This window comes from Bradyrhizobium oligotrophicum S58, from assembly GCF_000344805.1.
Classification (GTDB): domain Bacteria; phylum Pseudomonadota; class Alphaproteobacteria; order Rhizobiales; family Xanthobacteraceae; genus Bradyrhizobium; species Bradyrhizobium oligotrophicum.
In genome coordinates this window covers 7,142,566-7,163,608 of the sequence record NC_020453.1, presented here as the reverse complement: position 1 = coordinate 7,163,608, position 21,043 = coordinate 7,142,566, and the positions used below count along the sequence as shown (strand labels likewise).

The following is a 21,043-nucleotide window of genomic DNA, read 5'->3' as shown; positions in this document are numbered from 1 at the left end:
GCCGGCGAGGTGCGCTGACGAAGAGGCGGCCGTGCGAGGGAGAGGCCGCCACCGTCTGCAGCTGGTGGCCGTATCGACGGTCACGATGTCATCGATCACCAAGTCATCGGCTGCGGTGGCCTGCGATGATCTCACATGGGATCACCGAGCCTTCTCCAGTGCCGGGCGCTCTGCGGTGACGAGGGCTGCCGGGACAACCGCTTCATTGCGGGGGAGGGTCGGCAGTTCGAACAGGACACGCGTGCCAGTCGGCTGGTTGGCGCTGACGGTGAGGCGGCCGTGAAGCTGCTGGACCATCCCCTTGACCATCCGGAAGCCCAGGCTCGCGCGCGGTTGATCGATGTCGAAACCGTCCGGCAGGCCGACGCCCTGATCGGACACGCTGAGCTGCAGGCAACCGTCGATGTCGCGGGCGGAGATGTCGATTGGTCCGTCCCGGCCAGGATAGGCATGTTTCACGGCGTTGCTGACCAGCTCATTGAGCAGGAGGCCGAGAGGCACGGCTTGATCGGCCGACAGCCGTATCGGGTCGGCGTTGTAGCGCAGGACATGCGCTCCGGCGACGCGTTGCAGCCTCTTGCAGAAGTCGATGAGGAAGACGTCGACGTCGATGGAGCCGATCTGTGACGCCCGCGAGAGATGATCATGAACCTGGGCAATGGCTGCCACGCGCGATCCGGCCTCGCTCAGGGCAAGCTTGGCCGCGACCGAATCCGTCCCGAACGCCTGCATGCGGAGCATGGCCACGACGGAGGCGAGGCTGTTCTTGACGCGGTGGCCCATTTCGCGCGTCAACATGGCCTGATGATCCAAGGCTTCCCGAAGCCTGCTCTCATCGCGCAGGCGCTCGATGGCAATCCCGACGATGTCGGCGAATTCAGTGAGGAAGGCGGCGTCCGCCTCGTCGAAGCGGCAGGCGTCCGGACCGTCGACCTGGAGCACGCCGAAATAGCCGCCGCCTTGTCCACCGCGTTCGATCCGGACGCTGATCGACCGCTCAATGCCGCGATCCACCAGAAGCCCCGGAGTCTCGAAGCGGCCATCAGAGGGGCCGCGATTGGTCATGATGGCTTGACCTGTCTGGAAGGCGCGTCCAGCCGGCGACCCACTGTCCATGACAAACGATAATTGTTTGATCGAACCCTGCCATCCGTGGCCCGCACGGAGCAGCAGTCTCGTGCCATCCGCCACGAATTCCAGTGCCGTCGCGAACGGGGCATCGAGGCCCTTGGCGCAGAGCGCAGTGGCACGCTGAAGAACGATGTGGATGTCGCGGGTCTGCAATGCGGCGCGGCCGAATTCGGCGAGCACGGATTGTTGCATGAGCCTATAGCTGCGTATTTCGTTCCGGACGCCTGTGTGCTCGAGAAACATCGGAAAAGCGGTATCTTGGCTCTGATGTCTCAACATGCGGCTTCTCCAAAACAGGACGCACCCCAGCTGCGAATTCCCCGCTGCTCTCTCGTCCCTACGTTTTGATATTCTGCGCATATTGTGCTGCGTTCGCCGGTCAGCGTCTGAGCAAAAGCGGACATGGGTCCAGTTTGCCGCAGCGCAATCATCGCGAGCCGAATCGAGGAGAAAGGTCCCCCGGCTCGCGTCGAGAGGCAGCGCCCGGCAATTGCATCTGACGCCTGCTCGGTGCCACCGCGCCCTTGCAGAGACCTTCAACGGAGAGCGGCACTGACGCCGTGGCAAGGCGCGTGGTCATGCCGGCCTGTCAGAGAGCGGGCCGCACCGTCATCACCGGGACAGCCATATGCGATCGGCCGGCCTTGGGCCGGGCTTGAGACCGGGTTTGCGCATCGGCCAGATCCGCTCATTCGGCGGCAATTCTTTTGGGCCGCTCCGTGGTGTGGCCCACCGACAGCGAGCCGTGCGGCGTGTGACAGATGGATCCCGTCGAAGGGGTGTGTCCTGTCCAACAACGTCAACGACCTCAACTTTAGCAGGGAATGCCTGCGTCTGGCCGCGGATTTCACCCAGCTTGCGCGTGACATCCTCGATCCGGAGGTGCAGGCGCATTGCCTGCGGATGGCTGCCTTCTGGACTGACCGGGCGGCCGGAAATCCCGACGCAGCGTCAGACGATCCGGGTCAGTGAAATCGTCGTTTGAACGGTGAGCGCCAATCCTCGCCGGGGATGAACCGTTGTATAGGGGGAGCCCGTGAGCAATTTTGCTCAGACTTGCCGATCGAGCGGGCTCAAAAGGCGGGTTAGCTGACAAATTGCACCGCCCGCCTCCCAGCCGCGGTTGGGCACGGCCGGACGCTCATGGGTGATCGATGAAGCTCGAATGATCAAGGCGCAAACCGATCGGGACCTGCGGAGCAATCAGCTGCTCGATGCCCTGGCGCCGGAGAGCCGCAGCCGTATCGATCCACATCTCGAGCCCGTCGACTTCAAGCTCGGCGCCGTGGTCTGCGAGGCCGGCGGCCATCTTCGGCATGCCTATTTTCCGAGAGGATCGGTGCTGTCGCTGTTGACCGTGCTGGAGAACGGCGACGCCATCGAGACGGCAAATATCGGTCGCGAAGGCGCCTTCGGCCTGTTCGCCGCGATGTACAGCCGGGCCTCCTTCAATCGTTGCATCGTTCAGCTCGAGGGGCATACCGTCCGCTGTCCGATCGAGCTGCTGCAGCACGAGTTCGACTCCAGCGAGCACGTGCGCAACCTTCTCGTCAGCTACTCGGAGACGCTGCTGTCCCAGGTTCAGCAGACGGTGGCCTGCAATGCCATGCATTCGACGGAAGAGCGCATCTGCCGATGGCTGCTGATGATGCACGACCGGGCCGAAGGGGCCGTGCTTCCCTACACGCATGAATTCCTGTCACAGATCCTGGGGGCCAATCGCAAATCCGTGACGCTCGCCGCGCAATCCATGCAGGCGGCCGGCCTGATCAGCTATCGTCGCGGCACCATTCAGGTGCTCGACCGCGCTGGTCTCGAGAAGACCTCGTGCGAATGCTACGCCATCGTCAAGCAACGGTTTGATGCGTTTCTGACGCCGCCCACGACGGCGGTGCGCAGTCAGTTGCAATGATTTGGTGGATCGAACCGAGCTGGGCATGGCCCAGCTCGATCTCGAGATGCCGGATCACAAGCTCTTCAGCGCACCTTTGCCTCCAGCCGACTTGTCGCCTTCAATGTGCGGTTGATCGTGCAGGACGACGTTCAGCAGGGAGCTGTTGATCTCCAGGTGGCCGTTGTAGTCGATGAAGCCCAGCTTGCGGAACTTGTTCATGAAGTGACTGACGCGCGAGCGCGTCGTGCCGATCATGTCCGCCAGCATCTCCTGGCTGACCTTCGCGATGACCCTCTGCGGCTTGCCGTCATTGCCGAAATTGGCCAGGAGCAGCAGGGCCCGCGCGAGGCGCTTCTCGCTGGAATTGAACAGCTGGTCGATGAGATCGGCCTCGACGCGGATCGTGCGGGCGAGGATGTGGGACACGAAAATCTCGGAAAACGCCGGCTGGTCACGCAGGGCGCTCATTGCAGCCGATTTGGTGATCCGCAGGATTTCGCCGTTCGTGATGGCCGACGCTGCCGACAGCCGGTGAGACTGGCCGGCCAGGCACCCTTCGCCGAAAAAGTCGTCCTGTCCGAGCAGCGCGATGACCGCCTCCTTGCCCTGCTCGGAATGGACGACGATCTTGACCGTGCCCGTGATGATATAGAACAGCACATCCGCAGTGGCGCCCTGCGAGAAGATCTGCTGGTCTTTTCGATATCTCCCAATCGTTCGGCCCGGGCCCTCGGTTTTGAGGAAGACCGCCGGATCGAAAGCCTGCTTCGCCTTTGGCGGCGGCTTTACGGCCGTCGGCGGCTTTACGATGAGTTGCTTCGCCATGCGTTCTCCCGGGGGTGAAACGCGAGTGCTGGATACGACAAAGCCAAACCGCGGCGTCGTAGTTGCGCAGGCGTGAACGCAGTCTAGCGCGTTTCCCATTCGGTTGACAGCGCTGCGTGCGTCCTGACGCTGACACGCACCATTGTTTCATGTTCCAGCGGCGTGCATTTAGTTAATGCATGTTATTCTGGGTGCCGGAAAAGCCGCGCAAGCGAGGGCGCGTGACACGGACGAGAGTTCGACGCGGAGACCGGGGCGAGGAAGCTCCGATCGGCACGCGCGGACTGCGGAAGAACGGGCCGCAGAACCTCACGTCGACGCCGGCCCGATTGCGACCATCCGAGGCGGTTTGTCCTGACGGGCGCGCCGGCCGTTGAGCAGCCGTCCGATGAAGCTGTTGCGCACGAGCAGGTGATAGCTGGTCAGCATGATTGGGATCGCGACCAGCAGGATCAGCCCGTATTTGACCGGCCACGGCCAGTCGAGCTGCGACACCGCAAGCTGCAGCGCCATTACGATCGGCATGTGGATCAAATAGAGCCAGTAGGACGCGTCGGCGAGATAGCGCCGGGTGCGGCTGAAGCCCGCCATGAAGCGTAGCGCGAGCCCAATCGCCGCGAAGGTCGTGGTCCAGATTGCCAGCGCATAGACGATGGCGCCGGCGAGCCGGATGGTGGCGAGATCGAAATGCGCAACCCAGACGCGGGTTGAAACCAAGGTGACGCCAAGCGCCAGCGCGAAGCTGAGCGCAGTCAGCCCGAGCGCGACGACAGCATTGATGAGCCAGCGCCGCTCCAGCACGCGCAGCAGCGCGAGCTGCCGGTGCAGCAGCCAGCCGACGCCGAAGGCGCTGCCGAAGCCGATCCAGGCCTGGCCATTGGTGATCAGCGACTGGTCCGGCGTGCGCACGCCGATGAAGCCGACCCAGTTCGGGTCGAGGCTGAGCGCGGTCAGGATCGGCAGCGCCAGGATCGCAGGCGCAAGCCGGCTATGCATGACCGCAGCGAACAGCCGATCGGCGGCCGCGCGCAGCCGGCCTTCGGTATCGATCGTGGTCACGGCCCAGCGCAGCAGCAGCACCGCGCCATAGAGTTCGAGCAGCACGTAGAGAAACCACAGATGCGCCAGCGGAAAGCGCGGCAGCATCGGCGGCCAAGCGGCCATGCCGGGCGCCGGTCCGCCGTGTGGAAACTGGCTCGCCCATATCACCACCACGACCATCGGTGCGAACACCAGCGGCCAGGCGATGACGAGCGGCAGCGCGATCCGTTGCAGGCGGTCCATCACGAACCCTGCCGGACCGCGCCGGTGCAGGCTCATGCGGGCGAACAGGCCGGCCATCACGAAGAAGGTCGTCATCCGGAACACGTGAATGGCGAAGGTGAGGATGCCAAGGATCCGGCTTGGATGGGTGTCCTCGATGAACCAGAACCGGCTCGCCCCCGGCGGCAGGAACGACATCGCCGCATGCAGGACGATGCCGAGCAGCAGGGCATAGGCCCTGACCGCATCGAGCGCATGCAGCCGTTCGGAGCTGGGGGGAGGGGCGATGGTGCTGGGCATGGCTTCCTCGAAAGCAGAGCGTTGACGCCCCTCTCTGCCCTCGCGCGCCACGCCGTGCTGGCCGGATCACGAATTCGGCCAGCCGATTCGTTCAGTCGGCTTGCCGAATCCTCAAATCGCTCGTGCTCTCAGCAATGGCCGGTGGCTGCCCCAGCGCCTGCCGGCGGAATTCGGTCGGGGTGAGCCCGGTCGCCGCCTTGAAGGCGCGGTTGAACGGACCGATCGACTGGAAGCCGGCATCGATCGCGATCGTCAGCACCGGCACCTCGCGCTGGCTCGGGTCGGACAGCGCCGCCTTGGCGTCGTCGATCCGGTAGCGGTTGAGGAAGGCGTTGAAATTCCGGTGGCCGAGGCCTTCGTTGATGGCCTGCCGCAATCGATATTCGGGCACGTTGAGCTGCGCCGCGAGACTGCCGATCGACAGCCCTTCCTGCCGATAGATGCGCTCGACGCGCATGAGCTGGTCGAGCCGGCGCAACAGCAGCGGCGCCACCGCCGGGCGCTCGGCGGCCATGGTCTCCGTGGCGTGCGGCTCGTCGGCATGGCCGGCTGCCACGACTGCCGGCGTCGGCAGCGCGGTCGCTGCATTGGCCCCGAACAGGTTCCAGCTTGCCAGCACCGCCAGCACGCACAGCGTGAGCGCGGTGACGAAGCTGCCGGGCCCGCCGAGATTGGCGGTCAGGCCCAGCGGCGCCACCGGCAGCGGCAGCAGCGACGGCGCGCTGACGAAGGCGATGAAGCCGAGGTTCAGGATCAGCACGGCCATGCGCAGCCGCCGGCGCCGGGCGACGAGATCGTCGCGCCAGGTCGTCACCGTCTGCACGATCGCGAGCAGCGCGAAGGTGAGCGCAACGACCGACAATCCCTTGGCGCAGACCTTGGTCACGGCCGGCCACATCGGCCAGCTCAGCGACGCCGTGAAGCCGAGGATGATCACCGCCAGCCAGACCAGGCCGTGCCAGCGCCTCGGCGCGAAGTCATCGTCGAAGGCGGCGCGGGCCCACAGCCAGAATACGACCGGCTGCCCCGACAGGATCGGCAACGTCCACCAATATGTGGACGCTGGGACGAACGGCGCCGTCGCGATCGCAAACCCCGCGCCGCCGGCCGACATCGCCAGGCCGAGAATGGCGTGGGCATTGCCCGGGCGCAGCCTGATCAGCACGAGCATCATCATCACGAACAGCCCGCTCGCCGCGCCGCGTAGCCCGAGATCCAGCGCCGTGAGACCGATGTCGTTCACGTGTGTCGTGCCCCGCCGTTGCGTCGGTCATGATCGCATATCTGTCGGGGCGCGAACAGTGTGCGGGGCGGCCGCCATGCTGCCGGTTGCACTGGCGCGGCCACGTCAAGCGGACGCAGACGTCGAAGACGAAGCGAGGACAAACGGCGACCAAATTCAGATGCTGGTGGCCCAGCCTTGCTGGACGAGCGTTTCCAAAGTCCTGATCACATTGATATGGACATGCAGACCCCCGCTGTCATCGTCCGCCACCCGGTCCGGCCTCCGGCCGGCCGGATGACAGGCTCCGGCGGACGATCCAGTACGCCGTGACATCTCGGTTCAGTATCTTCGGCCGCGGAGTACTGGATGCTCCGCCTTCGCGGAGCATGACAGGGGTGGAGACGGCGAGAACTCAACCCGGAAACGACCGCCGGTTCCAAGGAAACGCTCTTCTGGTGGGCGGCCGCTCAGTCCAGATCGATGGCGTGATATTGCCCTGATTTGTCGAGCTGCGTGCCCCAGACCTTGTGCAGCGCCTGGTGGTCGGAGGGACCAAAGCTCACCTTTGGTCCGAGCCCGAGTTCGTAGTTCTGCATGCTCTCCAGCACGTTGACCAGCGCTTCCGTATCGACGGCGGGACCGACGCGTTTCAGGCCCTCGATCAGAATGTTGGCGGTCAGGTAGGCTTCCAGCGAGGTGTAGTCCGCCGGCTCTCCCGGAAAATACTTGGCGAGCGCCTTCTTGTAGTTCAGCGTGACGGAGGCGTAGCTTTCGACCGCCGGCGTGACCTGGGTGCAGATGATGCCATCGGCGTATTTGGGGCCGAGCACCGTCAGCTCGCTGGCGAGGCCGGTGCTGCCGACGCCCGAGATCGTCGCGTAGATCATGTCCGGATAGACGTCGCGGGTCTTCTCGATGAACTTCGCGGCGGCGCGGAAGGTGGCGACCAGCACGACGGCCTTGATGGCATGCTTCTGCCGGCGCAATTGCGCGATGGCGTCGTCGACGTTGACGGTGTTGCGGTTGTAGCTCATGCGGAAGACATCGCCTGCGCCGCCGCCGCGCAGCCCGCGCATCGCCTTGCTGACGCCGTCCCATCCGGCATCGCCATAGGCGTCCTGCTGGGTGAGAACCCCGATCTCCTGCGGACGCAGCTTGCGGCTCTTGACGAGATAATGGACGAGGGCGTCGGCCTCCTCGGCATAGCCGGCGCGGTAGTTGAAGACGTAGCGGTCCGGCGGATCGTGCCGCAGCGAAGGCGCTCCGGTGAAGGCTCCGAAATACAGCGTATGACGCTCGAGCGCGTAGGGAACCGAGATCAGAGCCGTCGGACTGCCATAGTTCTCGACGAAGCCGAACACCTTGTGCTGCTCGTAGAGCTCCTTCATCGCGTTCAGCGTTCGCGTCGGCTCGTAGGCATCATCGGCGGTGTAGAGCTTGAGCTGGCGGCCATGCACGCCGCCTTCCTCATTGGCCTGCGCGAATGCGAGGTCGATGCCGAGCTTGAGCTGATGACCCATCTCCCGGGCCGGACCCGAGAATGGCGCGGCCATGCCAAAGCGGATTTCGCTATCTGTGACGCCCTGGACCGGAGGCTGAGCACTTGCCTGCGCGGCCGCCGTTGCATTGGCCATCCGCGTGTCGAACTTCGGCAGGCGGTCTTCCTCCCTCAGGCGGGCGTTCGAGTCCGCCACGGCGGCGAGAGCCGTGCTCGCAGTCGTTTCGATTGAGGGAGCATCCTGTGACGGTGCAATAGCCTGCGGCGCGCGAGCGGGCGGCGGCGGCGCCGTCGCGGCTACTGCAGCATCCCGGCTGCTGTCCGCGGAGATCGCACCGGCCCAATGCATCGGGAACTTTGTCGCGGCCATGCCGGCTACGCCAGTGGCCCCGACCAGCAGACCCAGAATGCTCAGCCAGCCCAGGGATCGTCGTTCCCGTGGCGGCGAAGGAATGTCCTCCACGCCGAAGCGTGAGGCAAATTCGGACGGCGTCGGCCGGTCGTGCTCGTTGCGCCAGGATTGTTCATACAGCGGACGCCGGTCGTCTTCGTCATCAGACGGAAACGGCGGATTACGATGGTCGTTGGGCGCACGCAAATGTCTCACGATTTCCCCCTTGCCCCGCGCGTCCTGTCGTCGTTGGAATTTTTTCTTGGATCGCGCGGCGGCCATACATTGCAGATGCTGCCGGCCAGATAGACGTAGCCTTGCGCCAACTCGTGCGCAAATCCCACGGGCTCACACTCATCATCGAGTGTTTGATTGCTTGTCGATCGTCAGGTTCCCCGACATGTTGTCTGGAACAAGTCCGAACGTCGTCATCATACTGCGAAGCAATGCGGCAGCAGTTTGTTCTGTTCGTCAATTCCGGCTGAAGTCGGATGAAGTTACGCCGTTGCGAGACCTCAACTAGCAGAGACACTGCGAGATACAGTCGTATTTGGTTGTTAGCTGCAGCGACGTCTGATTGTCCCTGATCGCGACACTGCGTTCGACTTCAAGCTTCTCGTCACCGGCCGGTCTTCTCCTCCGCCACCAGCCCCGTCACCATCGCCTTCACCATCGTCGCGATCTGCGCGCGCAAGGCTGCGAGCGGCACCGCGATCAGCTTCTGCTCGAGCCCGAGCGCGACCATGCCGTGAACGGCCGAGAACAGGCTGCGCGCGGTGACGCTGATGTCGTCGAACGACCGCTGCGGAAACAGGGCGGCGAGCGGCTCGTGGATGTGGCGGAACAGATGCATCTGGTCGGCTATCGCCCAATCGGGCAGCGGCTTCTCGGACGGCATGCGATGCTCGAACAGCGCGCGCCATAGTTCGAGATTGTGGGCGGCGAAGTCGCAATAGGCGATGGCGATGCGCACCAGCGCCGCCTCCGGGCCGGGCGGGCCGGCGCTTTCGGCAGCCGACAACTCGGCGTCGAGCCGCGCCAGCGTACGTGATCCGATCATCAGCACCAGCTCGTCGACATCGGCGACCAGATTGTAGACTGCGCCATTGGCGACCCCGATCTCCTGGGCGAGCTCGCGCGTCTTCAGGCCGGCAAGGCCCTTGGTTTTGATCATCCGCTCGGCGGCCTCGATCAGGGCCTCGCGCTGTTTCGCACGTCTTTCCAACGTTTTAGACATCGTTAACCAAAATCTTGAGCGGTGCTCATAAAATCTCTTGAGCGGCGCTCATGTTTGCGCTACAAGAAAACCCATGAGCGATGCTCATAACAGGGAGCTCACAATGTTCAAGACCGTTCTCACGCTGTTTCGGGGCACAGTGGCCGTCGCGGAGGAGGAACTGCAGGACCGTACCGCACTGCTGATCCTGGATCAGCAATTGCGTGACGCGGCGGCCGCGGTCGATCGCAGCAAGCGCGCGCTGGCGCTGGCCATCGCACAGGACCAGCAGGAGGGCAGGCGGCTCGAGGCCACCATGGCGCGGATCGTCGACCTCGAAGTGCGCGCGACCGCGGCGCTCGACGGCGGCCGCGAGGATCTGGCCCGTGAGGCCGCGCACGCCATCGCCGGCCTCGAAGCCGAGCGCGACGCCGCCAGGACGGCGCGGGCGCTGTTCGCCACCGAGATCACCCGGCTGAAGCGGCACGTCGCCAATGCCGAAGCGCGCATTGCCGAGCTCGACCGCGGCCGGCGCATCGCCCGCGCTTCGGAGGCCGTCCGCAATCTCAGGCGCGGCGGCATCGAGGCGGCGCGTCCCTACGAATGCACCTTGCCCGAGGCCGAGGCGACCCTGAAGCGGCTGCGCGAGCGCCAGATCGAGGCCCAGGCCGCCGACGAGGCGCTGATGGAGCTCGACGCCGCGACGGGGCCGATCACCACCGCCGAGAAGCTTGCCGAGCAGGGCTTTGGCCCGCGCATCAAGACCACCGCCGACGATGTGCTGGCGCGGCTGAAGGCCGGCCGCACCGCCCCCGCCAACTGATCTTCGTCACCACAGATCACAACGCACTCAACCAACCAACTGTCATCACAGGAGCCGACCATGAACCAGAACGCCCAGCCCCACAGCAGCGCCTTCGTCACCTTCTCCTACGCGTCGTTCGGCGCCTCCGCCTTCCTCGTTGCCCTCGGCGTCTTCTTCATGCCGATCGACCTCTGGATGAAGGGCTATCTGACGATGGGCATCGTCATGCTGGTGCAGACCTGCGTCACCCTGACCAAGACGCTGCGCGACCGCCACGAGAGCGGCAAGCTCGTCAACCGCATCGAAGACGCCCGCGCCGAGCGCCTGCTGATGGAGGTGTCGAAGGCGGCGTGAGCCGGCGGAAACCTCGCTTTCTTCGCCTCTCCCCGCGTGCGGGGAGAGGCCGGATTGCATTGAAGATGCAATCTGGGTGAGGAGGACTCTCTGCTGGGCTGGTGCGCGTGGCTGCCCCTCACCCCACCCCTCTCAGCGCGAGCGTAGCTCGTCGCGGCCCCGCGAAGAACGGGGAGAGGGAGTAGACCGTCACTGCGGTGCTAGCCCGAGGCCATCATCCGAAGAACTGGACCTCAGTAGACCCCTGGACAAGAGGGGTCACTGAGTTCGCCGATGACGCTTCGAACCAGCACGGTCGGCGTGCGTGCAGGCGGTGGATGCGATGGTGTCCACCGCTTGCGGTCGTTCAACCTGCGTTTACCCTTGCAAAGGCTCCGCGCCTCCTCGTTATCGTGAATTAACAGCACCAAAGTATAGATCGACCAGGGCAGGCCATGATCCCGGCTGCGCCGTTCGGATCACGCCGTGTTAGGTTGAGGCATGAACATCGTCGCGGTGGCCGGGCGTATCAGGGACAATGTCGGCTTCTGGCTGAAAGCGCTGGGGCAGGAGGCGATGGACCTGTCGCTGCGCACCCATGCGGAGTTGCGCACGCGCATCGTCGAGAGCCCGGGTACGACGTTGGACGATGCGGCGCTCGCCGCGCTCGTCGCCGATCTCCGCACCATTGCCGGCAGGACGCTGCCCGCCGGCGATCTCACCTATGGCATCTTCTCCGGTCAGCGCGAGGCGCTCGCCCGCGCCATCATCACGCTGGTGTCCGAGGAAGCGAGCGGCCGGCCGATCGCCTTCAATGCGCTCGCGGTGATGCAGGTCGCGCGCGACGGCGAGACGCAGCAGGTGATCCATCTCGGGCTGGTGATGGTCGATCCGGAGGCGCGCGGCAAGGGTCTCTCCGGCGTGCTCTACGGCCTGACCACCCTGCTGCTGTTCATCCGCGACGGCCTGCGGCCGAAATGGATCTCCAACGTCACGCAGGTGCCCGCGGTGGCCGGCATGGTCTGCGAGACCTTCTCCGACGTCTATCCGTCGCCGCTGCCGCAGGCGCGGCAGAGCTTTGATCATCTGCAGCTCGCACGTGGCATCATGCGGGCGCATCGGGCGGTGTTCGGCGTCGGCGACGAGGCCGGCTTCGACGAGAACAGCTTCGTCATCACCAATGCCTATACCGGCGGCTCTGACGCGCTGAAGAAGACGTATGACGACGCGCCAAAGCATCGCGACGACATCTACAACGGCTTCTGCGCCCGCGAGCTCAACTATGTCAGGGGCGACGATCTGCTGCAGCTCGGCCGCATCGATCTCGCCGCCGCCCGCCGCTATCTGCTGCGCGAAATTCCCTCCGGCTCGCTGCCGGCGCTGCTCGCGGCATCCGCCATGCTGGCGCTGCAGCGGATGATCCTGCCGCTGGTGCATTGGCTCGACGACAAGCGCAGCTTCGGCACCTTGCGTCCGCGCCTGCCGTCCGGCGAGGTCGCGCCATGATGCCGAGCGTGGTTGCCGACTCGCTCGTCAATCTGTGCGGCGCCATCGGCCTCGCGGTTGCCGCCGCGATGCTGCACCGACGCGACCCGAGGGGACCGCTGACGGCGCGGCTCGTGGTCATGCTCGGACTGGTCGCGGCGCTGTTCCTGCTGCGCGGCGTGGCCTGGTGGACCGACAACACCACACTCGATCGCATCTCGCTGATTCCGGCAGCGCTGATCCCGCTCGGTGCGCTGATCGTCACCGAGGGCCTGTTGCGTCGGCATGCGCGGCGCCGGCTGAAGGCTGCAGCGCTCGGCGGCGGCGTGGTTCTCGCGCTCGCCGGTGCGCTCGGTCCGGTCGAGTTCGAGAACCTTCATACCGTGGTGCTGTCGGCGTTTCAGCTCGCCGGCTTTGCGGTCTGCGCGCTGCTGCTGCTGCGCCGTGACCGGACGAGCCTGCTCGCCTGGGAGAATCGCGCCATCGATCGCGTCGCCTTCGGCGCGATCATTGTCATTCCCTTCATCATCACCGATTTCCGCGTGCTGGCGCCGGACATGCCGGTGCGGCTCGGCGCATTGGGCGCGCTGCTCGCGGTCACCGCGATCCTCATTGCCGGAGCGAGCGCGGAAGCGCAGCGCCAGGGAGTGCTGCTGACAGTGTTGCGGATCACCGGTGCGGCCCTGCTCGGCGGTGCCGCCGCCGCGCTGTCGCGCGACGTCGATGCGGCGCAATTGATGCGCTTCTGCGCGGTGACCGTCGCCGGCGTGCTCACGATCGGGCTGATGACGGATGCGTTGCGGGCGGTGCTGGACGCGCGCGAGCCAGGCGTGCTGGATTCGATCGGCGCCTCGACCGCGACAACGCGCGACGAGCTGATTGCCGAGCTCACGCGGCAGCCGATCTTCGAGAGCGCGCGCCGCTATCGCGAGGCTGAGCTCGCCGCCTATGATCCGCCGCTGCTGCGCGAGTTTCTCGCGTCACGGCGCGTGCTGCGCCGGGCCGATGCGCCGTGGGGGCTGGCTGCGACCGATCCCGCGGTCGAACGCATGGTGGCGCTGATGAAGGCGCGCCACGCCACGCATGTGGTCGTTCTGTCGCACGAGCCGGTCGATCTGATCGTGCTCGCGGTCTCCGTGATCTCGGCCGACCCGGCCACCGAGACCGCGCTCGCACTCGTCAGGCGCCTGTTGCTGCAGGCGCCTGAGTAGCTCGTGATCAGGCCCACATGTGATGGTGGGCATGCTGTTGCGACATCTCGATCTGCGACATGTCGAGCTGTGGCGCCTCCATTGCCGCCATCGCCGGCCCGGCGCTGGCATGGGATGACGGCATCGCCCCCGCCAGCATGATCACGTTCGTGCCCGGCGCTGCGGTGATCGCCGCCAGCAGCGCGGCGGCATCGGCGCCGCCGCCGGTGGTCGCCAGCACCTGGGCGGCCGTGGTGCCGTCGACATTGTAGGCGCCGCCATTGACCGGGATGTTGTTGCCGCCGACATCGGCCGCGTTCTGGTGCATCTGGTCGGCGGCGGCCGCGACCAGCGCCTTGTTGCCGGTCTGGAAGCCCTCGAGGATTTTTGCGATCTCGGCGCCGAGCGTGCTCTGGTCGCCGAGCAGCTCGTTGTCGAAGCGGGCCTGGAAGATGCCGCCCTGCGCCGCGTCGAAATCGGTGACGTCCTTCTTGAAGGTCATCAGGTCGGCGGTGACCTGCGCCATCGCAGCGGCATCGCCCGACTTGACGGCCGCGATCGCCGCCTTGCCGAGCGCGTTGGACTGCGCGATGAACGTGGCCCAGAACTCGGTCTGCGCCTGGTTGTCCTGATAGGCCGGAGTCGGATTGAGGAAGTCGCCGAACTGCGACCAGCCGTTGAGGCCGTTCTGCTGCGCCATGTTGGCGAGGTTGGTGTCGCCGGCGACGATGTCGATGATGTCGAGGAAGTCATCGTTGAGCGCGCGGCCGATGTCGACATTCCCCGCCGCGCCGTTGATGTGGGTGTTGACGAGCGCGAGCTGGTCGATGATCGCGAGCGCGTGCACGCCAGTCAGGCCGCCGAACTGCAGCGGGTTGGCGGCGACGAGCGCATTGAGGCCCGCGATCAACGCATCGACGTCGTCCTGGATGATGTCGACATTGCCAGCATTGACGCCGCCGAGCAGGCGGTTGGCGGCATCGTTGAAGATCAGGCCGAGTTCGGCCAGCGTGCCCTTGGCCGCATTCGCTGCCGTCACGCCCTCGGGCAGCAGCGCCGGCACCTGCAGGAAGCCGGTGACGCCGTCGGCATTGGTCGCTTGGCCTGAAAGGTTCGCGTCCCTGCCGACGATGTCGAGGATGTCGAGATGGGCGCTGCGCAGCGCGGTCTCCGCCGCGGCGATGCTGCCGAAGCGGCCGCCGCCGTTCACCGACGCCGTGGCGGCGTCGATTGCCACGGTGATGTCGGCGAGAATGGTGTTGACGTTGGCGAGCGTCTGGCCACTGAACTGGCCGGCGGCAATGGCCGCCTTGAGGCCGTCCTGCACCACGGTGAGATCGCCGGTGTAGTTGAAGACGCTGCCGAGCCCTTGCCCGCCTTCCTCGACGGCATTGCGCCACAGCCCGCCCTCGAGGAAGCGCGTGGCGTCGTTGAACACGACGCCGAGATCGGCAAAGCCGAGCGCGGGCGGCTGCGGCGTCGGTGTTGGCGGAGTAGGAGGGGGCGGCGGAGCGGGAGGCTGCGGCTGGCAATGATGATTGTGATGATGCGCGTGGTGATGATGGTCGTGATGATTGTGGTGGTGATCGTTCTGGTGATTGTCGTGATGGTGACGGTGATGGCGCGTCATGTCCGACGGACTCCCCTGAGCTACGCCGCATCGCGAATCGGCCGACGCTCGGGAGGTCGTGGCCGATCGGGGGCGTGTGATGCCGCCATCTGCCGATGTCTTCGTGGCTGCTTCGCGCACGGTTTGTGAAATGCGTCTGCGTCAGATTGCCGTGCGGCGTGCCGGCCTGCGCAGCGCCCTTGCTGCGACATCGCGGAGCTTGACGTTGCTCTGCGCGTAGGGCTCCGCGCGACGCAGCGTGAGTGGGAAATGCGCAAACTACAAACGTTTCCATCGCGCCGATTCGATCGGGCGCGACGGAGGCTTTGCAACCGTCCCCGCCCCTTGCGACGATCCGACGCGTCGGGGACCCCGCGGCGGGACGCGCCGGCTACGACACGCCGCCGCCCCGACGTGGCAGGATCATGGCGATTTCTTTACAAAGGCGGCGAACGCCTCGGCATGGTCGGCATGCCAGCGCGACAGCGGCGGCCGGTTCTCGACGATGTCGCCGGCCGCCCACAGGATGCGCCGCTCGTCGAGCGCGCGCGGCACGTCGTTGTCCGGGCACAGCACGTAGAAGTCGCCGGCCTGAACGCGCTCCAGCATGAAGTCGACCGTCTGCTCGGGCGTCCACGCCGCGGCGGGCTTCTCGAGCCGGCCGTTGGCGGTCAGCGGCGTGAACACGAAGCCCGGGATGAACAGATGCGCCGTCACCTTGCAGTCGGCCATGTTGCGCAACTCGTGCTGCAGCGCCTCGGTGAACGCCTTCACCCCGGCTTTGGAGACATTATAGGCGGGATCGCCGGGCGGCGTCGTGATGCCCTGCTTGGAGCCGGTGTTGATGATCAGCGCCGGCCGTCCTTGCGCGATCATGTTGGGCGCGAACACCTGCGAGCCGTGAATGATGCCCCACAGGTTGACGCCGAGAATACGCTGCCAGTTGTCGTCGGCGAGCATCCTGCTGCCCGGCTGGATGCCGGCATTGTTCATCAGCACGTCGACCGCGCCGAAGCGGGTCCGCACCGCTTGTTCGAGATCGATCACATCGTTGCGCCGGCTGACATCGACCTTGACGGTCATGATCGCGGCCTCGCCGCCCTTGGCCACGGCGGTGAGCCGCGCCCGCGTCTCGCGCAGCCGCGCCTCGTCGGCATCGGCGACGCAGACGTTCATGCCGAGATCGGCGAAGCGCAGCGCCGCGGCGAGGCCGATGCCGGAGGCGCCTCCGGTGACGACGGCGGTGTGGTCGGGCGACAAGGCAGGGTGGGCCACGGCGTTTCTCCGGCAGGACGATGGAGGATGGGTCTATGACGTCTCAGTGCGGCCGTGGGATCATCGGCCGTTTGCATGACAGGTCTTCCGGACGAAGCCTTGCGATCGCAACGCGAGGCCTGTCCGTCCAGTTGCCCGCCAACGCAATTCAGTTGGAACGGGTTACGACGCGGCCTTGCCACCGCGCGCCTTTTTCGGCTTCTCGATCTCGCCGCGCAGCGCCGCGAGATCCTTCTTCACGGCATTCGCGGCGTCGCGCTCGATGCGGCGGTAGCGCTCGACCAGCAGCGCGCCGAACGGCGTCAGCGCAGCGCCGCCGCCGTTCTTGCCGCCGGTCTGCCGCGCCACCACGGGCTGCCGGCACACCCGGTTGATCTCGTCGACGAGGTCCCAGGCGCGCTTGTAGGACATGTCCATGGCGCGGCCGGCCGCTGAGATCGAGCCGTGCCTGTCGATGTTCTCCAGCAGCGCGATCTTGCCCGGCCCGATCCGGCTGCCGTCATCGAGGTCGATGCGCAGGCTGAGGGAGGGAAGGGCGCTCGGTTTCGGCATGGATGGTCTGCTCGCGCGACGGTGGTGCGGACATTGCCACTATCATCTTTTGCGAACAAGATGACCCCAATCCACAACCACATGATGGAAATCGGGGAAGAAATGCCGGCTGCACTGTTTTCACCGCTCACGATCGGACCCTATCGCCTCGAGCATCGCGTCGTGATGGCGCCGCTGACCCGGATGCGCGCCGACAAGGCGACGCTCGCGCCGCGGCCGCTGAACGTCGACTATTATGCGCAGCGTGCGACGCCGGGCGGGCTGATCATCGCCGAGGCCACGCCGGTGCTGCCGACCGGCACCGGCAGCCCGAACGTGCCGGGCATCTACAGCGAGGCGCAAATCGCCGGCTGGAAGCACGTCGTCGACGCCGTTCACGCCAAGGGCGGAGTGATCTTCCTGCAGCTCTGGCATGTCGGCCGCGTCTCGCATTCCTCGTTCCAGCCCGGCGGCGCGCTGCCGGTGGCGCCGTCGGCGATCGCGATCTCCGACGATCTCAAGGCGATGACCGCGGACGGCAAGGTCGCGGCCTACGAGACGCCGCGTGCGCTGGAGACGGATGAGATTCCCGGCATCGTCGCCGCCTACGGCCAGGCCGCGCGCAACGCGATCGCCGCCGGCTTCGACGGCGTCGAGGTGCACGGCGCGAACGGCTATCTGATCGAACAGTTCCTGCAGACCCGCAGCAACCAGCGGACCGACCGCTATGGTGGATCGATCGAGAACCGCTGCCGCTTCCTGCTCGAGGTGACGCAGGCGGTGATCGATGCCTGCGGCGCCGCCAAGGTCGGCGTGCGGCTGTCGCCCTATGGCATCGCCAACGGCTCCGGCGAGGCCGAGCCGATGCCACTCTACACCTATGCGATCGAGGCGCTCAACCGGCTCGGCATCGCCTATCTGCACCTGATCGAGCCGCGCTCCTCGGGCGCCGGCCGCGCCGACGTCAACTGGCAGAACGTCCCCTCGGCGCTGGCACTGTTCCGTCCGGTCTGGAAGGGCGTGCTGATCGGCGCCGGCGGCTTCACCGGCGAGCCGGCGGAAGCGGCGATCAAGGGCGGCCATGCCGATGCCATCGCGTTCGGCCGCTACTTCATCTCCAATCCGGACCTGCCGCAGCGTCTCGCACATGGCTGGCCGCTGACGCCGTATCATCGCCCGACCTTCTATGGCGGCGAGGACAAGGGCTATACCGACTACCCGGCCTATGACGAGATGGCGCCCGCTTAGCTCGACTGCGCCGCCGAATATTGAGTCATTGGGTGTTGATTGTCATTCCGGTTCAAGGCCTGCGGCCTTACCCCGGAATGACGCCGTGGATGGATGCCTGTAATGCCCAAATCCGCTTCCGCCGGCATCGCCTCCGGCCAATGCCTGTGCGGTCGCGTCGCCTTCGAGATCGACGTCCCCGCGCGCTGGGCCTGGCACGATCATTCCGCGACCAGCCGCCGCGCCCATGGCGCGGCCTACGCCACCTATGTCGGCAGCTGGCGCAAGCGCTTTCGCATCGTCTCGGGGGCGGATGCAATCTCCCGCTACGAGGACGGCACCGCGAAAGCCACGCGCAGCTTCTGCGGCAGTTGCGGGTCCCCCCTGTTCTACGAGCGCGTCCGCTCGCCCCACATGGTGAACATTTCGCGCGCGCTGTTTTCGGCACGAACCGGCCGCGAGCCGCTCTATCACGTCGCCATCGAGGAGGCGCCCGACTGGGCCTATGCCGGCGCGCCCCTGGTGCCGCTGAAGGGCTTTCCCGGTGTCGTCTGGCAGCGCGCGCAACGCAGGAAACGCGGGCAGCGCGAAGGGATGTTCTGATGCTGGGAGCCTCTGATCGCAGACCGGATGACACCGCAGAAGACCGCACCACCGGCCCCTCCACCGTCATTGCGAGCGGAGCGAAGCAATCCAGGGCCGCGCAAGGACTCTGGATTGCTTCGCTCCGCTCGCAATGACGCGGTGAGAGTTTTGCTAATAAAACTGCGAGCTCGTGCTCGAAAGGAAGCCCATCATGAAGAACCGCACCACGGGACGCTCGGCCTTCCTGGCGCTGCTCAAGGATGAGGGCATCACGCATCTGTTCGGCAATCCCGGCACCACCGAGTTGCCGATCATGCATGCGCTGAAGGATCACCCCGATCTCACCTACGTGATGGCGATGCAGGAGAGTCTTGTCGTGGCGATCGCCGACGGCTTCAGCCGCGCTTCCGGCCGTCTCGTCGCCTGCAACGTTCATGTCGCGCCGGGCCTGGGCAACGCGATGGGCGCGCTCTACAACGCGCAGTTCACGGGCACGCCGATGATCCTGACCGCCGGGCAGCAGGAGCAGGGCCACGGCCTGATGGAGCCGCTGCTCTATGGTCCTCTCGTGCGGATGGCCGAGCCGCTGGTGAAATGGGCCGTCGAGGTGACGAGGCTGGAGGATCTGCCGCGCATCGTGCGCCGGGCCGCCAAGGTCGCGACCACGCCGCCGACCGGCCCTGTCTTCATCTCGCTGCCCGGCGACATCCTCAATGCCGAGGCCGGCATCGAGCTTGGCCGCAGCACGCGGGTCGATGCGCGCGTGCGTCCGTCCACTGAGGCCTTGCAGGCGCTGGCGCAGCGCATCCTCAAAGCGCAGCGGCCGGTGATCATCACCGGCGACGAGATCGTCAAGAGCGATGCGCTGCAGCAAGCGGCCGATTTCGCCGCGGCGATCGGCGCGCCGGCGTATCAGCAGTCTGCGCCCTATGGCGCGCATTTCCTGTCCGAGCATCCCTGCTACATCGGCGCCCTGTCGCGAGCGCAGAAGCAGGTGCGCGAGCTGCTGGCCCCGCACGATCTCTTGATCGTGCTCGGCGCCGATCCCTTGCGGATGTCCGTGCACAGCGAGACCGAGCCGCTGCCCGAGGGCCTGCCGATCGTGCAGATCGGCCTGGTCGATTGGGAGCTCGGAAAAAACTTCGGCGCCGAAATCGCGCTCAAGGCGGACGTCCGCGAAACCCTGCGGCAGCTGACGCCGCTGCTGCGCGAACTCGGCGGCGGCGCTCTGCAGGCGCGGGCGCAGGAGCGCATGGCCGAACTGTCGGCGAAGAACTGGAGCGCGCGGCGCCGCGCGCTGGTGGCGCAGATCGAGGCCGCGCGCGAGCGGACGCCGATCGATCCGGACTATCTGGCGCTGCAGGTCGCCGACGCCATGCCGCAGCACGGCATCCTGGTCGACGAGGGCCTGACCTCGGCACGCTACATGACGGCGTTGTGGCCCTATCGCGACCGCTACAACTACCACGGCCTCGCCTCGGGCGGCATCGGTTGGGGCCTGCCGGCCTCGGTCGGCGTCAGTCTCGCCAATCCCGATCGCCCCGTCGTCTGCTACTCCGGTGACGGCAGCGCGATGTACTCGATCCAGGCGCTGTGGACCGCAGCCCATCACAAGCTGCCGCTCTCGGTCGTCATCGTCAACAATGGCGGCTACCGCATCATCAAGCAGCGTCTGTTGTCGTTCCACGGCGACGACAACTATATCGGCATGGACTTCGCCGATCCGCCGGTCGATTTTGCTGGCCTGGCGCGCTCGCTCGGCTGCGAGTCGCTGCGCATCAGTGATCCGAATGAGCTGAAGCCGACTTTGTCCGAGGCGTTCGGCCGCCCCGGCACCAAGCTGATCGAGGTGATGGTCAGCAATGCCGTGAATTGAGGGACGCTGACTCATCCGCACCGCCGTCATTCCGGGGCATGCAGATCGCGGACAGCGCAGCTGTCTGCGACCTGCGTGAGCCCGGAATCCATACTCACAGGCGGATGTGGCGATGCGAGCTGGACATGGCCACAGTCTCCTCATGACCGCCTGGTTATGGATTCCGGGCTCATCCAAGTGCAGGACGGCTTCGCCCTCCTGCACTTGGATGCCCCGGAATGACGACCTCATGAGAAGCGGCCCAAGAAATCGCTTTACGAATATCCGAATGTATGCTTTATTCCCGAAATCCCGCCTCGACACGGAGGGGCGTTGCGCGCGATCGTCACGACACGCGGGGCGGGGAGCGATGGCTGCAGTCCGCCGCAGCGTGTCTTCGGGCGC

Annotated in this window: 17 protein-coding genes; 8 read left to right on the top strand and 9 right to left on the bottom strand. The window is 66.0% G+C overall.

The window, feature by feature from the left end; genetic code table 11:
* Positions 1 to 141 precede the first annotated feature (141 nt).
* Positions 142 to 1,410: a sensor histidine kinase gene (locus tag S58_RS31135; protein ID WP_173424442.1), complete on the bottom strand. Its 1,269-nt coding sequence runs from the start codon at positions 1,408 to 1,410 to the stop codon at positions 142 to 144.
* A gap of 886 nt (positions 1,411 to 2,296) precedes the next feature.
* Here S58_RS31135 and S58_RS31130 point away from each other — a divergent pair.
* Positions 2,297 to 3,043 carry a Crp/Fnr family transcriptional regulator gene (locus tag S58_RS31130; RefSeq protein WP_015669412.1) on the top strand — a complete coding sequence of 249 codons (747 nt, stop codon included), beginning with the start codon at positions 2,297 to 2,299 and terminating at the stop codon, positions 3,041 to 3,043.
* A gap of 54 nt (positions 3,044 to 3,097) precedes the next feature.
* On the opposite strand, the gene S58_RS31125 is transcribed toward S58_RS31130, so the two are convergent.
* The 5 genes from S58_RS31125 to S58_RS31105 form a co-directional block, all read right to left on the bottom strand.
* Positions 3,098 to 3,850: a Crp/Fnr family transcriptional regulator gene (locus S58_RS31125; protein WP_015669411.1), complete on the bottom strand. Its 753-nt coding sequence runs from the start codon at positions 3,848 to 3,850 to the stop codon at positions 3,098 to 3,100.
* Positions 3,851 to 4,159: 309 nt separating this feature from the next.
* Positions 4,160 to 5,413 carry an acyltransferase family protein gene (locus S58_RS31120; protein WP_015669410.1) on the bottom strand — a complete coding sequence of 418 codons (1,254 nt, stop codon included), beginning with the start codon at positions 5,411 to 5,413 and terminating at the stop codon, positions 4,160 to 4,162.
* Between the two features lie 91 nt (positions 5,414 to 5,504).
* Entirely contained in the window at positions 5,505 to 6,656 is a 1,152-nt protein-coding gene (locus S58_RS31115; protein ID WP_015669409.1) for an AraC family transcriptional regulator, read from the bottom strand.
* A 449-nt stretch (positions 6,657 to 7,105) separates the two neighbouring features.
* The gene (locus tag S58_RS31110; protein WP_015669408.1) at positions 7,106 to 8,332 is read right to left on the bottom strand and encodes an ABC transporter substrate-binding protein; all 1,227 of its coding nucleotides are present in this window, start codon (positions 8,330 to 8,332) and stop codon (positions 7,106 to 7,108) included.
* Positions 8,333 to 9,146: 814 nt separating this feature from the next.
* On the bottom strand, positions 9,147 to 9,764 hold the full coding sequence (locus S58_RS31105; protein ID WP_015669407.1) for a TetR/AcrR family transcriptional regulator: 618 nt from the start codon (positions 9,762 to 9,764) through the stop codon (positions 9,147 to 9,149).
* Positions 9,765 to 9,867: 103 nt separating this feature from the next.
* Here S58_RS31105 and S58_RS31100 point away from each other — a divergent pair, with 103 nt between their 5' ends.
* The 4 genes from S58_RS31100 to S58_RS31085 all read left to right on the top strand — a co-directional run bounded on the left by S58_RS31100 (position 9,868) and on the right by S58_RS31085 (position 13,577).
* Positions 9,868 to 10,566, top strand: a complete 699-nt coding sequence (locus tag S58_RS31100; protein WP_015669406.1) for a PspA/IM30 family protein — start codon at positions 9,868 to 9,870, stop codon at positions 10,564 to 10,566.
* Positions 10,567 to 10,626: 60 nt separating this feature from the next.
* The gene (locus tag S58_RS31095) at positions 10,627 to 10,902 is read left to right on the top strand and encodes a YiaA/YiaB family inner membrane protein (RefSeq protein WP_015669405.1); all 276 of its coding nucleotides are present in this window, start codon (positions 10,627 to 10,629) and stop codon (positions 10,900 to 10,902) included.
* A gap of 480 nt (positions 10,903 to 11,382) precedes the next feature.
* Complete coding sequence (locus tag S58_RS31090; protein ID WP_015669404.1) at positions 11,383 to 12,387, top strand: hypothetical protein; 1,005 nt, start codon at positions 11,383 to 11,385, stop codon at positions 12,385 to 12,387.
* Positions 12,387 to 13,577 carry a hypothetical protein gene (locus S58_RS31085; protein WP_042340333.1) on the top strand — a complete coding sequence of 397 codons (1,191 nt, stop codon included), beginning with the start codon at positions 12,387 to 12,389 and terminating at the stop codon, positions 13,575 to 13,577. Before S58_RS31090 ends, S58_RS31085 begins: the two co-directional genes overlap by 1 nt.
* A 7-nt stretch (positions 13,578 to 13,584) precedes the next feature.
* Here the strand turns inward: S58_RS31085 and S58_RS31080 are convergent, their stop codons facing one another.
* From S58_RS31080 to S58_RS31070, 3 genes are all read right to left on the bottom strand, one after another.
* Positions 13,585 to 15,186, bottom strand: a complete 1,602-nt coding sequence (locus S58_RS31080; RefSeq protein WP_042340332.1) for a hypothetical protein — start codon at positions 15,184 to 15,186, stop codon at positions 13,585 to 13,587.
* A 402-nt stretch (positions 15,187 to 15,588) separates the two neighbouring features.
* Entirely contained in the window at positions 15,589 to 16,440 is an 852-nt protein-coding gene (locus S58_RS31075) for an SDR family NAD(P)-dependent oxidoreductase (RefSeq protein WP_015669401.1), read from the bottom strand.
* Positions 16,441 to 16,602: 162 nt separating this feature from the next.
* Positions 16,603 to 16,992, bottom strand: coding sequence for a winged helix-turn-helix domain-containing protein (locus tag S58_RS31070; protein WP_015669400.1), 390 nt, complete (start codon positions 16,990 to 16,992; stop codon positions 16,603 to 16,605).
* 102 nt (positions 16,993 to 17,094) lie between these two features.
* On the opposite strand from S58_RS31070, the gene S58_RS31065 reads away from it, so the two are divergent.
* The 3 genes from S58_RS31065 (at position 17,095) to S58_RS31055 (ending at position 20,659) form a co-directional block, all read left to right on the top strand.
* On the top strand, positions 17,095 to 18,219 hold the full coding sequence (locus S58_RS31065) for an alkene reductase (RefSeq protein WP_015669399.1): 1,125 nt from the start codon (positions 17,095 to 17,097) through the stop codon (positions 18,217 to 18,219).
* Between the two features lie 102 nt (positions 18,220 to 18,321).
* Positions 18,322 to 18,801: a GFA family protein gene (locus S58_RS31060; RefSeq protein WP_015669398.1), complete on the top strand. Its 480-nt coding sequence runs from the start codon at positions 18,322 to 18,324 to the stop codon at positions 18,799 to 18,801.
* 193 nt (positions 18,802 to 18,994) lie between these two features.
* A complete protein-coding gene (locus tag S58_RS31055; protein WP_015669397.1) occupies positions 18,995 to 20,659 on the top strand; it encodes a thiamine pyrophosphate-binding protein in 1,665 nt (554 codons plus the stop codon).
* The last annotated feature ends 384 nt before the right edge of the window (positions 20,660 to 21,043 follow it).